This window comes from Pseudomonas mendocina, assembly GCA_037482215.1.
Lineage (GTDB): Bacteria > Pseudomonadota > Gammaproteobacteria > Pseudomonadales > Pseudomonadaceae > Aquipseudomonas > Aquipseudomonas mendocina_E.
Map to the genome: position 1 here is coordinate 4,360,398 of CP148074.1, position 12,628 is coordinate 4,373,025.

Annotated in this window: 11 protein-coding genes; 8 read left to right on the plus strand and 3 right to left on the minus strand. The window is 54.8% G+C overall.

Going from position 1 to position 12,628, the window contains the following annotated elements; translation table 11 throughout:
- The first annotated feature begins 28 nt into the window (after positions 1-28).
- On the plus strand, positions 29-277 hold the full coding sequence (locus tag WG219_20120) for a DUF2790 domain-containing protein (protein ID WXL25575.1): 249 nt from the start codon (positions 29-31) through the stop codon (positions 275-277).
- Positions 278-334: 57 nt separating this feature from the next.
- On the opposite strand, the gene WG219_20125 is transcribed toward WG219_20120, so the two are convergent.
- The 3 genes from WG219_20125 to WG219_20135 are packed head-to-tail and all read right to left on the minus strand — an operon-like array spanning position 335 to position 3,158.
- On the minus strand, positions 335-1,663 hold the full coding sequence (locus WG219_20125; GenBank protein WXL25576.1) for a HAMP domain-containing sensor histidine kinase: 1,329 nt from the start codon (positions 1,661-1,663) through the stop codon (positions 335-337).
- Positions 1,660-2,712: a DNA-binding response regulator gene (locus WG219_20130; GenBank protein WXL25577.1), complete on the minus strand. Its 1,053-nt coding sequence runs from the start codon at positions 2,710-2,712 to the stop codon at positions 1,660-1,662. The genes WG219_20125 and WG219_20130 overlap by 4 nt, the downstream gene beginning before the upstream one ends.
- 11 nt (positions 2,713-2,723) lie before the next feature.
- The gene (locus WG219_20135) at positions 2,724-3,158 is read right to left on the minus strand and encodes a molybdopterin-dependent oxidoreductase (protein ID WXL25578.1); all 435 of its coding nucleotides are present in this window, start codon (positions 3,156-3,158) and stop codon (positions 2,724-2,726) included.
- Between the two features lie 868 nt (positions 3,159-4,026).
- On the opposite strand from WG219_20135, the gene WG219_20140 reads away from it, so the two are divergent.
- From WG219_20140 to WG219_20170, 7 genes are all read left to right on the plus strand, one after another.
- The gene (locus WG219_20140) at positions 4,027-4,284 is read left to right on the plus strand and encodes a hypothetical protein (protein ID WXL25579.1); all 258 of its coding nucleotides are present in this window, start codon (positions 4,027-4,029) and stop codon (positions 4,282-4,284) included.
- A 15-nt stretch (positions 4,285-4,299) separates the two neighbouring features.
- Positions 4,300-6,333 carry a Tad domain-containing protein gene (locus WG219_20145; GenBank protein WXL25580.1) on the plus strand — a complete coding sequence of 678 codons (2,034 nt, stop codon included), beginning with the start codon at positions 4,300-4,302 and terminating at the stop codon, positions 6,331-6,333.
- On the plus strand, positions 6,330-7,280 hold the full coding sequence (locus WG219_20150; protein WXL25581.1) for a hypothetical protein: 951 nt from the start codon (positions 6,330-6,332) through the stop codon (positions 7,278-7,280). Before WG219_20145 ends, WG219_20150 begins: the two co-directional genes overlap by 4 nt.
- Before the next feature lie 4 nt (positions 7,281-7,284).
- Positions 7,285-7,944: a hypothetical protein gene (locus tag WG219_20155; GenBank protein ID WXL25582.1), complete on the plus strand. Its 660-nt coding sequence runs from the start codon at positions 7,285-7,287 to the stop codon at positions 7,942-7,944.
- Positions 7,944-8,942, plus strand: coding sequence for a hypothetical protein (locus tag WG219_20160; protein WXL25583.1), 999 nt, complete (start codon positions 7,944-7,946; stop codon positions 8,940-8,942). Before WG219_20155 ends, WG219_20160 begins: the two co-directional genes overlap by 1 nt.
- 86 nt (positions 8,943-9,028) lie before the next feature.
- Entirely contained in the window at positions 9,029-11,068 is a 2,040-nt protein-coding gene (gene cpaB, locus WG219_20165; protein WXL25584.1) for a Flp pilus assembly protein CpaB, read from the plus strand.
- Positions 11,069-11,135: 67 nt separating this feature from the next.
- Entirely contained in the window at positions 11,136-12,623 is a 1,488-nt protein-coding gene (locus WG219_20170) for a pilus assembly protein N-terminal domain-containing protein (GenBank protein WXL25585.1), read from the plus strand.
- Positions 12,624-12,628 lie beyond the last annotated feature (5 nt).

Below are 12,628 nucleotides of genomic sequence, written 5' to 3' on the forward strand. Positions count from 1 at the left end.
AAACTTGCACTGCAAACAGGTAACTCTCATGCGCATATTCGCTCTTGCATTATCACTGCTCGCCTTTTCCAGCTGGGTACAAGCCAATGACTCTCAGGCCGATACGTACCGCTACGGCAACAAGCTGGATATTGCCCGTGTCCTGTCCATCAAGCACCCTCAGGATAGCCAAATCTGCCAGCCTGGGACTGCGGTCATGACCTATGAAGACTCCAAAGGCCAAGTCCGCAAACTGTCGTATCAGACCTTCTCAGAGAACTGTCTGATCCAGAATTGATGGGTTTGTTAGGACCGCTCGAAGCCGCCCCACGGCGGCTTCAAATCACCGCTGAACTTAAGCAGGCAGCGTCAAGGTAAATACGGCTCCGCCACCTTCGGCATTCATCACCTCAAGTGATCCTCCGTGCCACTCTGCAAGCGTACGGGCGATGGGCAGACCGAGGCCTATACCTGCCACGCTCAGGTTGTTTTCAGAGCGGTAAAAACGCTCGAAAATCAGCGACTTTTCTTGCTCAGACACACCCGGCCCATAGTCGCGTACAGCACACTTAAAATGTCCGCCTTGGCGCACCAGGGAAATTTCAATTGGGTATCCTGGCGGGCTGTATTTGTGTGCGTTTGAAACAAGATTACAGATGATTTCGATACACCACGTCTTGTCGCAATTCACTGTAAAGTCTGTGTTTTTCCCGTCCTGATGACGGCGAATCTCACGATCATGCAGTAAATCGCCAAAGCGCTCCAAAGACGACTCGACCAACTCAAGCCAGTTGCAAGGCTGTAGATCCAAACGCCTCTCACCGTCACTGCCGTTCACCCCTTCATCCAGACGCAAACCTTCAAGCACCCGACCAATCAGGTAGTTGAGGTGGTTGACTGAGTTCCGGATCAGTTGCGAGCGCTCCTTCACGCTGGCCTCGTGAAGCGTTGCGTCGGTGAGCTGGCGCTTGAGCCGCTGGGCTGTTGAATCAATCACGGCAAGCGGGGTACGAAGTTGATGAGACATCAGCGAAACAAAGTCCCGGTAACGCATGCGTACCGAGCGCTCCTGCTGAAGCACCTCAAGCAAACGCTGGGTTTGTAAGTGCTGAAGTTGCAGGGCTTCCTTGGCCTGCGTGGCCATTCGCAGATTGCGCAACATTTGCCAACATAGCAGCGATCCTGCAACTAGCAGTCCAACGACCGTCAAGATCACTTGAAGTACTAATCGGCGGTGATCCTCACGGCGCCGGCCTGCATCTTCGCGCTCAGCAAGCATGACAGTATTGCCAACCTGACGCAGCGTTCTGGTGACAAGCTCGTAGTTGATGGGCAGGTGATCCAAACTGAAAATGACATCGCGGATGCGAGCGTCCACACCACTGCGCTGCATGTAGCGCAGTTGAGGCCCCTGATTCAGGATCATCAAGCTGGATTTGAGTAAATCAAGATGAAGCGCGAGGTCCGACTTGGAGTCCGCAGTAGGCGGTGACACCTGTGCAGCGCGCTCCAGTTGAACACTCTGGTACACACTCTGGCTGATTGCCCAGACCATATTCTCGCCAATGTCAGCGCTTATCTCAGATTGCAGATTAAGCAGCTTGTATAGGGCATAGCCCAGCATCAGCGCAAATATCAGGATCGCCGCGAATGCCAGGCTTCGTACTTGCCGTTGTCGCTTCATCTGCTGCGAGTACGTAGCTCGGAAACCGCAGCAGGCAAACTGGGAATCGCCCACCCCGTGGAAAGAATCAGCGCCACCAACTCCGACTGACGTGTCACGCAGGTTTTTGAAAAAATATTGCGTAAGTGGAACGCCACAGTCGTCGAAGAAACTCCCAGCTCGTGGGAAACATCTTCAGTACGCATGCCTTGAGCCATCAACAAGGCAACATTGGCCTCGGTGGGGGTCAAACCAAACACTTCGCGCAATGTCCCCACATCCGGCAAGGTGCGGCTGTAAGTCGAAGACAGAAACACAGCTAACAAGCAGGTGGAGTCACCTTTTGCGTATCCATCATCCAGACACACAACGCTCGCGGCTACAGCTGCATCGCCACTGTGACGCTCCATCGCAAGCGATTTGCGCTCTCCAGCGGTTTTAAGATCAGCCAGTGCCTTAGCGATTTTCTCGGCGCTGCTTGCCTTAAAGGCCGGCCAGCAAAGCGCTCCACCGGCATTTACCTGCCAAAGGTTTTCTTCCGCAGAGATGTGCTTGGCTTTGGGTGTTGCATAGAACAAATGGCCACGCTGGTCACACAACAGCACAGCACCCGGTAGCTGATCAAATACGCCGCTGAGTCGTGACAAAATATCCTGCTGGCCCCGCTGCGCGTGGCTTCTGAAGCGAGCAACTTGCGCCAGCCGCGACTCGATGGTGGCCAGCAACATGTCGTAGTCCACTGGCTTGACCAAGTAATCATCAACGCCTTGGCGCTTGGCTTCAAGCAAAGCGTCACGCTGGCCGAGTGCAGTCAGAAACAGAAAAGGCGTTTCAGCTAAATCGGGCCGTTGAGTGCGTAGGTACTGATGGATGAAGTAGCCATCACGCTGGGCATCGCCCCCCAGCATAACGTCACTTAAAATCAGATCCGGTCGCGTGAACTCAAGGTGCGCAAGCGCCTCGTCCACTGAGCGAGCCGCCAACACTTGATAGTTGGCGCTCTCCAGCTCCTCACAAAGATCGCGCAACAAAGTCGCCTCATCCTCGATGCATAAAATACACGCACGCATCACAGGTACTCTCAGGGCTCAATGACAATGGTTCGAAGCATCCAAGCCCAGCGATGATCGACGCGGGAATCCTGAAGCTCCTCATGCTGGTCACGGGGATAGACCACCCAAAGCGGCCCTTTGGTGCTGCGGGTCAAAGCCTTGCCGTCCTGCTCATACGCGACAATGACATCCCAGGTCAGAAAGTCCCTGATCGCGACCTTCACCTCGTATTCGTTCAAGGCAATAAGTCTGGCTGTAGCTGTCTCAGCGACTGGCTTATCCAATAGGCTCAGTACATCCCGTAGCAGTGGCCCTTTAAATTCCCTAACGCCATCGGTCCAGGCGGTCGACGTACGTAGCTGTTGTTGCGGCAAAGACTCGATCTGCTCCCGGGTGATATCGAGGGTTTGGTCCGCACTGCGCACAGAAAGCAGCACCTCTGCGTGGGATACGGGACCACACATCACGCTCAACACGAAAATGACAAATACAGCCCACAACCTGGGCCGAGATTGACGGCTTATCCGAGCCGAGCAAAAGCCTAGAACGCTTAGAGTAGTTCTGTTTGAAGAGATGAGAGACACCGAAATTACCCTTGGTTAACTCCGGCGATAGAGCAGTTCCTTGCGCAGGTATCGCCAAGCTTTTTGTTATCGCTGCTCACGACCGCAAAACGCACTGCGTTTCTGTAGCCGGTCTAAGCCATTACCCAGGTGGGAACCTTCCAGGTTTCCGCCTGAGCCAAAAACCAAACTGATAGAGATTAAAAAAAATCAATCAATACCAATGTGGAATATGAATTTCGTCTGGAATGGATTAAACCGCTCTTTGGTGACGTTTTACCAGCGCCGGAAGCACAACAAACCCATTTAGTTCCCACTATATTTCGTAAATATTGTGATTTGCATCACATTTTTACAAATTAATGACGCTTTATTGGTGCCACAAAAATGGCACCAATCGTATGGAATACGGACACATAGAAACGCCACTCACCCCATACCCAAAACAGCCTTGAGCCCGCACATCATAAGGATTCCTCGCCCTCTCTGAATTACGAGCGGCTGCTCGGCTTAGCCGCTTTTTTCTTCAAAAAAAAATCCCTGATCTCAAGTATTTTTAATTTTCAAAAACAGACCCTATTCAAACAAACGGGGCTTTCTTCCCCCGCCCTCCGCTACTGTCCCGCCCCAATAGGCATCCTGACCGTTCGAACAACTGAGCAGTCTGCATGACCTATCCGCTTGAGCCGCACAGGCTGCCAACCCTGTGTGTCCGAGCCCGCTCAGTCACTCAGCCAACACACGACTCACAGGGTCAAAGGGGATTTTCATGTCACTCAAATCACGCGCCCGCCAGCTTGGTCAGGGCATGACCGAATACATCATCATCGTGGCGTTGATCGCCATTTCCGCCATCGTTGTATACAACCTGTTCGGCAGTACCGTTCGTGAACAGGTGGGAGATATGGCTGCTGAGCTGGGTGGTGGTCAGGCTGACCAGTCCGCACGGCAAACAGGTGACGAGGCCAAAGCAGCAGGTACCACGTCTCATAACCTCGGCCAGTTCCAGCAAGAAGAACGTCAGTAAGCCATGCGCGGCGTCATGAACCGGAAGCTCCAACAAGGGCAGGCCATGGTATTTGGCCTGCTTTTTGTTGGCATCACGCTGATCGCCCTGATTGTCATGTTCAATCAGGGCATTCTCACGCGTGACCGTGTGCAGTTGGAAAACGCTGCTGACGCCGCCGTTTACTCACAGGCAAAACTTTTTGCCCGTCACCAGAACCTGATCGCTTACACCAACCGCGCCATCATCGCTAACGAGCTATCGGTTGGGCAGGTGGTTGCGCTGATGTCGTGGTCCAAGCGCTACGCCAATATTGCAGGCTGGGTTAACTCCTTCCCGGCTTACCAGATTCCAGTCGCGCCTCCGGCCCCCAAGCCGATGATCAGCGACATCTTGTCGGTTGTGACCTTGCCGTATCAGATCATCGGTATGGGTGTTCAGGCCGCTGCGACACCTGTGGTGTCGATCTATCCACGGGTGGTCTCCAGCTTCAACATGATCATGGGCTTCTTCCAGAAAGCCTTCTCGATTGCGACCTTCGAGGCACAAATATCGGTGCCCCAGGAGGTGGTCAAACAGCACAGAATGACCCACAGGTCAGACGACAACCTAGAGGTTGCGACCATGTCGCAACTGTTCCTGATCCAGAACTTCATCCTGACCTATTTCGCTGATTACCTGTCGCTTGCGGATCTGATCAATGCTGCGACCGGCGCCAATAATGAACCGGCAGCCCCCACGCCGGGAACACCACCAGGTCCATCCTCAACGGGCATGGAAATAGAAGAAAGTAACCCGACACCTGGCAGTATCGTTTCGGACTTTCTGGGTGGTTCACCGGCGTCCATGCTGGTCAGCAACTCCCCGGAAATGCATAACCGAACGCCGAATAGCTTGAGCAGTATTGATGCTCGAAACTCTGCCCGGTATTTCGCAGCGTTGCTCAACGGCAGCCGTAACGATTGGCTGAGCAAGCGAAATTTCAACGCGACGGTGGGCTTTGGGATTCCGGAAATCCCAATCTACTTAGGTTTTATCAATATCAAGCTGGGCTTCAGTTTCGAAGTGGGGGTATTCAACAACGGCGGCACCGCCTTTGTGTACAACCCGCTGAGTATCGCCAACGCCAGTAAGGGCATCCCCGTCTACGGCTGGTCCTCTCTGGATTACAGCTCCATGGGAGCAGAATTCAACATTTCACTGGCGGTTGAGTTGTGCATGCCTTTTGTGGGCTGCGTGTCGATTTTTGACGGCGAATTTGGATTAGGTTTTGGCTTGCCACTGGGAGCCGGTACGCATCAGCTGGTCACCAACCAGGGCGACCAAAAGTTGTTCCCCTCACAGTGGGGAACACCTGCCGATGCCATGCTGTACAAAAAGAATGTCCCCTACGGTGACGCGATGCGACCGGTACACGCCACGACGTGGGGCTGGGCGCATATGCCCATTGTGCCGACCTCGCACGGGCATATGCCTTCTGACGTAACCATCGGCTACAGCGGTTCACCTTCGTTTTTCAGCTTGGGTTCAGACCATGCCGAAACCGGTGTGAGCAAGGAGTTCACGGTTGCCGTCTCCAAGCCGCTGGAGAGCATTCGCACCAGCGATAATCCAGACAGCCTGAATCTTCGTCAGGGTCGCTTTGCTCTGGAGACCAACGGTGTGGATGACAACCCGCTGGTATTTCTGTGGGGCGATGGCGAACGGATGATGACTGTCTCCTCAGCCGAGACCTTCTTTGCGCCACCGTCAGGACGGGACGAATCTGCCAACCAGTACAGCCCGTTCTGGGATGCACGCCTGCGCGAGCCAAGCCGGTTTATCGAGTTTATTGCCTCGGGCAAGATCGATATTCAAGAGCTCCTGGGCATGCTGAGTATCACGCCCTCCTATGTCGCAGGTTTCTTGATCGACTTGGCTTTTGACAACGTGGTCAAACCGGGGCGCGACGTCATGCTCGACAAGATTCCGGCACCGCTGAATACCTTTGCCAGAGGCCCCATCGAGGAAATTACCGACAAGGTTCTGGACGAAGCCAAAGACGGCATTATCGGAGCGATTCCGCAATGATCCGTCGGCCTGAATGCCACCGCCAGAACGGCCAGGCCATGACCGAGTTTGTAGTCATGACCGCCGGTTTTCTGTTGATCCTATTTGTACTGGTCCCAGTGGTCGCCAAGCTCTCTGACATGTCGTACAAGGCGCAAGAAGCCGCACGTTATACCGCTTGGGAGCGTACTGTCTGGTACCAGACTAACGGCGTTGAAGGCGAGACCATGCCAAGCCAGATGAACCTGGAGGATGGTTATCTGGCCACGCGTAACGACGAAGACATCCTCAACACAGCTGAGCGCCGCATCCTCAGTTTCAGTCGTGATCCCCAGCCGTTTGATGCGCAGGACATCGACCCGCAAACCGCTACGCGGGCCAACAACTTTTGGCGCTGGACCCACGGTGAAGGCGGCCAGCCTATGACCGGGCCTGGCGATATGGCCGAGTCCTCCGCCATTGCCAATCAGGCAACGCCGTCAACCGCGTACAGCATCGTGGATGGCTATAACACGGTGATGGGTGTGGTGGCCGATGTGCTGAACGTCATCAGCTTCGGCCAGGGTGATCAGGACTTTATGCAGATCGCCCACCCAACCCGCAACTTCTACACCACCTCAGTCAACATTCCGGTGCCGATTGCAGGTGGCAGTCAGTTGGGCAACCAGCCTCTATTTGGCGACCGCTTTAACGAGCTCAATGTCGGCGCCCGTTCAGCGGTTCTGGCCGACGGCTGGGTCGCCCAAACCGAGGACGGTGAAGGCAGCCATTTCGATGAGAAGGTGGACGATTTCGTACTGGGTACGCTGATCGACGAGAACCCGATCTTCGAGACCGTGCAATCAATCATCGGCATCTTCGAGCCCTCGTTTAAGACACTGGATCTGGCACCGGTTGATACCGCTCCGATCAACGACAGCAAACCTCGATGCAATGTCACCACCGGCTTCTGCTACTTCGATGAATAGGTTTATGCGCACATATTGGCCTTTGATGGCTCTGAGCATCTGCCTGCACGCTCAGGCCGACTGTGATTTTGACGATTTCCCGCGCATGGATGACATGCTCGTCAGCAGTATTGGCGACAGCATTCAGTGGAATCACACGCCACTCAACGCACGGGCTTTCCGCGTTCCAAGCACAGTCAGTGGGGTGAAGGGCTTCTACGCGGGCGAGTGGGCTGACGCCGTCGACTTCACCGAGTTCGATGGCTGGGACCAGATCCTGCACATCAACGAAGACTGCATGATGATGGTTCAGGTCAAAGCTCAAAATGAGCGTTTCAGCTATGGCCGCATGACCATCACCAATCCACCTGAAAACGGTGGCGCGACCCTGGAATTGGGCAGCGGCATGCCAGTGCAGCCAGATGCTCAAGTCGTCAGCGACATGCGCAGTGACGACAAGATTCGCAAAGGCCGCATGGTGCTCATCCTCAGCCACGACACCATGCATGCGACCCGTGCCTGGTACGAAACCGAGTTGCTGCATCAAGGCTGGAAACTGGAGCACCGCAGTGTGCAGGACAACGCCACTGTACTGAGCTTTGCAAAAGGCCGTGAGCTGATGACAGTGGGCCTGCTGCGCCATGCGGAAAAAACCCAAGTGCTACTCAACAGGATGGATCGCTGATGAGAAAGCAACTGGGCCAATCCATGACTGAATATCTGGTAGTGCTGGGCGTTACCGGCGCTGCCCTGCTGGCTGCAACCACAGATGTCACTGAGCTGTTTGACAATGTTCAGGACAGTTATCACACCCAGTCCAGTGAGATGAACAAAGTTCAACTCTATGGAAACCCCAAGTTCCAAACCAGCACAGCCATCCGCGATGAAGGGGATGGCGATGATGGTGATCGCTCACCAGAAACCCCTGTGGACATTCCGCCACCAGACTATCCCCCCGTTATTACGACCGTGTTTGACGCCTCAGGCCAAGCCGTGGGCAAACTGGATCGCAATAACCGCCTGATTGACGAGAACGGCAAAGAAATCGCTTGGTGCCGTCCAATCACGACTCCAGGGCCGAATTACGGTCAGTGCGAGTTCGTCGATACAGAAACCGGTGAAGTCATTGACGGCTACAGCACCGGCTCGGAGTGGGCGGATGATGATGGCAACCCTCTTCAGCTTCTCGCGCTGAGTCGTGGAAATGCCGTTGTAGGTTTTGCCTACCTCTACAACGACAACTATTACGACGCAGTGTCTCGCAAGCGGCTCGACCCGCAGCCAACCAACCTCACGGCAGTACAAACCCGCCCTGTGATCAGCCTGGATGGAAACGGCAAGCCTTTTATCTCCGGCCGTGAAGCAAACGGTTTTATCTACACCGAAAGCAGCGTTCAAACCGACACACAGGACTTTTCGAAGACTAAAACCATTGAGGGTGAACTGGTCACAGTCATTTTTGAAAACTCTCAGTTACCCATATCCGAGCCTAAAAAATACAAACCGTGCGTCGTGACCGAAAACAACTGGAGCACCGGTATGAACAGCTCATTACTGAACACGTTTGGCTTGGGTGACCAGTTATTCCTGCAGCCCAGTAGCTACGTCGATACGAGCAGTGCCGACTGCCGGACCAGCAAGACCGTTGTACTCAAGACGGATGGCAACTGGGAGTTGCGCTAAGCGCGTCACAAAGAATCGCCATACGGCCACACACTTAATAAAAGCTAGATCCGCGCCTTGTGCGCCTTTGCTTGATGGGGAGAAACATGTCATCTGTTTCAGGAAAAAAACTGCTGATCATTGCCATCGCCTGTGGCGTGCTGGCAGCACTGCTGGGCTGGGCCTATCTGAAGGCCAAAGAATCTCAGTACAAAGCTGCCTACCGCCCGGCCAATCAGGTCAAGCTGTCGGTTATTGTCCCCAATAACAACATTGGCAAGTCACAGACCATCAAGCGCGAGCTCGTGGCTGCACTCGATGTACCGCGTGAATACCTGCCCTCCAACGCCGTCATGGCTGAAGACTGGCCGCGCTTAGAAGGCCGTATGACCCTCATGGAGCTGCAAAAAGGTCGCCCGATTACCTGGGATGCGGTAGAGCGTGACGGCGTAACTCGATTCTCGGAAAACGTCGAGCTGGGCAAGCGCGTTAAAACCGTCAAGGTCAGCAAGATCAACTCCTTCGATGGCATGCTGCGCCCCGGCGACCGTATCGACCTGCTTGGCACCTTTACCGCTGAAGAAGTCGGTCTACAAGCTCAGCCCAATTACGCTGACGATGTGGTCATGACTGTGCTCGAAGACGTCGCGGTACTGGCAGCAGGCCGCGAGGACGCCAACGGTCGCAAGTACGAGAACTTCTACGACCGCAGCACACCAGACGGCTTCAACATGAACTTCTCGACCTTGTCCCTGATGCTCACCCCCGCTCAGGTAGCACGTGTCGAGCTGGCAGAAAAGTCAGGCGAACTGGTTGCCGTACTGCGTCACCCGAAAGACACCAGCAACGCAAACCTTGGGCAGATCACAGTCTCCAACCTGCTTGACCCGCCACCGGTCGAAACCGTGGATGTTGTGCTGGATGCCGAAGGCAACCTGCTGGGCCGCATCGTCGGTGACAACATTATTGATGCCAACGGCAAGATCATCGGCAAGATCGTTGAAGGTCAGGCCATTGGTCTGGACGGAAAAGTCATGGGTCGTATTGTCCGCGGCCTGTCCCCAGATGATCCGCTGCTGCGCATGCGTGAAAAAGCGACTGTGGTACGAGATGCACAAGGCAATGTGGTCGGTCGTATTGTCGATGGCAAAGTGGTCGATGCCGCGGGCAACCCGATTGGCACCCTTGTGGATGGTAAAGCCGTTGGCTTAGATGGCAAGTCACTGGGCACAGTCGAGAAAAATGCTGCATTGGATGAACATGGCCGGGTGATCGACATGCGCACCTCGCAAGTGCAGCCATCCACCACCACAGACACCAACCGTGAACGTCAGGTTGTGCGCGACGCCAACGGCAACATCATCGGCTACCGCGTCGGCGATGAAATCCATGATGAAAATGGCAATTTGATCGGTCATTTCCGCGACGGCAAAGCCTACGGCCTAGACGGGAAATTGTTGGGTGAAGTCAGCACCGTGCTGATGGATGCCAACAACAAAGTCGTCGGTGAAATGGGCGAAGTGGTCCGTGACAAAGACGGCAAAATCATCGGCACTGTCAAAGACGGCAAGCTGGTCGATGCCAGCGGTAGAGTCTTGGGTTCAGTGAAGGACGGCCAAGTAGTGGACAGCAGCGGCAAGGTCTTGGGCAAAGTCGAGCAAACCATGCTCGACAAAGACGGCCGCCCGGTAGCCGACAACACCCGCGTGGTGCGTGACGCACAAGGCAATGTGATCGGCACTGTATCCGGCAACGACATCATCGATGCACAGGGCCGCAAGGTCGGCACCGTTAAGGATGGCCAGGTTCAAGATATGTCCGGCAACGCGATTCAGGGTGCTGAAGTTGGCGTTGAGCAAGACATGGTTCAAGTGGTTCGCGACGCCAGCGGCACCATCATCGGCGTACTGCGTGGCGACTCGGTGTACGGCATGGACGGCAAGCTGATCGGCACACTGGTAGACGGCAAAATCGTAGATGCCAACGGCAACGTGCTGTATCGCGGCGTGACCATCGGCCTGGAAGCCCCGAAAGCCACTGACACAACACCCGCCAAACGCACCGAAGCCGCCCGGATGATCCAATTCATACCCGGCGGTACCGGCAAAGAAGGGGTTCTTCCGGTCAAGACCCTGCGTCAGGAATAACTAAGCAATACCGTGCCGGGGTACCGGCACGGGACACAATTTATCTGCGTAATACGCTGGGGCAACAATGAATATTCAAAAAGCTTTGGGGTTCTTCTGCGCCACGGCCTGGGGAGTAAGCGCCCAGGCCTATGACATCCCACCCTCCATCGTCCTGTATGACGGCGACGTCAGTGTGCTTGAAGCACCAGGCGTTGAGCGTGTGGCGGTCGGTAATGTGGAGATCATCAGCGCCACCATGCTGAAGAACGAGGAAGTCGTGGTCACCGCCCAAAAAGACGGCGAAACCACTGTGCATTTCTGGTTCGATGACGGCACCCGCCACAAAATGAGCGTGGTCGTCGCCAAAGCCAATGGCTACCGCCAGCAGGCAGAATTGAAAGCCATGCTGGCCAACATTCCGGGTCTGAAAATCCGCACCGTTGGCCGTCAGGTTGTGCTTGAGGGCCGCCTGAGCCCTGAATACCTGAACCGGGTAAAAGAAGCCGCCAAGTTCTATGACAACGTGCTGGTTCTGGCCGAGGAACAAGGCGGCGCAGCGACCAAGGTCGACTCGGCTGAAATCCTCACCGAAGTTCAGGCCATGCTTGGCCAAATTCCAGGCATCAAGATCAAGCCGGTAGGCCGCCAGATTGTTATCGATGGCGATCTGCACGAGATCGACATGGCTCGTATCGACCTGCTCAAAGAACGTTACCCGGATGTTTTGGTACTGGCTCAGGAGATGTCCGAATTCCTTGCGCCAATGATCTACTTCGATGTGCGTATCACTGAGTTCGCCAAAGACGATGTAGAGGAATTGGGCGTTAACTGGAGCACCAACATCAACGGCCCTACGTTTGCCTTTAATGCGGATGGTGGCACCAACAACCTGTATCGCGGCCAATTTACTGGAGACACCTTCAAAGGTCTCAATGCACAAGTCGGTGATGTGGGATCGCACGCTTACTGGGGTATCGCCAGCGAGCTGACTTCTCGTATCAACCTGCTGGAGAAAAACGGCTCAGCCCTGACCCTTGCCTCCCCGCGCCTGAGCGCACGCAGCGGCGGTAAAGCCGAACTGACCGTGGGCGGCCAGGTACCGGTGGTCACCAGCAGCATCAATGGCCCTTCCGTTGAATATAAAGACTACGGGGTCATGCTCAATATTGCCCCGCAACTGTACGGCAGCGAAATGGTGTCCACCCACGTCATGGCTGAAATCAGCCAGGTGGACAAGGCGAACCAAGTACAGGGCTATCCGGCCTTTAAAACCCGTCGCACGGAGAACGAAGTCCAGCTGAAAGTCGGTGAAACACTGGTGCTTTCAGGTCTGGTTTCCGAAGACGCTCAAGCCACTGTTGAAGGTATCGCCTTCCTCAAAGACCTGCCTCTGATTGGCGGCCTGTTCCGCAATAAGAGCGCTCAGGGCAAGCGTACCGAGCTGGTTATTTTCATCACCCCACGCCTGATGACTAACGGCCCAGGTTCTGTGACGGAAGAAGCTCAGAAACAACAGGACGAGATGATCAAGAAGTATCAGAAATCCTTCGGCAACATCGAACTGATCGACTGAGGCGT

Bases quoted from the DNA above. Each gene is read 5' to 3' on its own strand.
- WG219_20120 (WXL25575.1), top strand. From the start codon at position 29: ATGCGCATATTCGCTCTTGCATTATCACTGCTCGCCTTTTCCAGCTGG.
- WG219_20125 (WXL25576.1), bottom strand. From the start codon at position 1,663: ATGAAGCGACAACGGCAAGTACGAAGCCTGGCATTCGCGGCGATCCTG.
- WG219_20130 (WXL25577.1), bottom strand. From the start codon at position 2,712: ATGCGTGCGTGTATTTTATGCATCGAGGATGAGGCGACTTTGTTGCGC.
- WG219_20135 (WXL25578.1), bottom strand. From the start codon at position 3,158: ATGTGTGGTCCCGTATCCCACGCAGAGGTGCTGCTTTCTGTGCGCAGT.
- WG219_20140 (WXL25579.1), top strand. From the start codon at position 4,027: ATGTCACTCAAATCACGCGCCCGCCAGCTTGGTCAGGGCATGACCGAA.
- WG219_20145 (WXL25580.1), top strand. From the start codon at position 4,300: ATGAACCGGAAGCTCCAACAAGGGCAGGCCATGGTATTTGGCCTGCTT.
- WG219_20150 (WXL25581.1), top strand. From the start codon at position 6,330: ATGATCCGTCGGCCTGAATGCCACCGCCAGAACGGCCAGGCCATGACC.
- WG219_20155 (WXL25582.1), top strand. From the start codon at position 7,285: ATGCGCACATATTGGCCTTTGATGGCTCTGAGCATCTGCCTGCACGCT.
- WG219_20160 (WXL25583.1), top strand. From the start codon at position 7,944: ATGAGAAAGCAACTGGGCCAATCCATGACTGAATATCTGGTAGTGCTG.
- cpaB (WXL25584.1), top strand. From the start codon at position 9,029: ATGTCATCTGTTTCAGGAAAAAAACTGCTGATCATTGCCATCGCCTGT.
- WG219_20170 (WXL25585.1), top strand. From the start codon at position 11,136: ATGAATATTCAAAAAGCTTTGGGGTTCTTCTGCGCCACGGCCTGGGGA.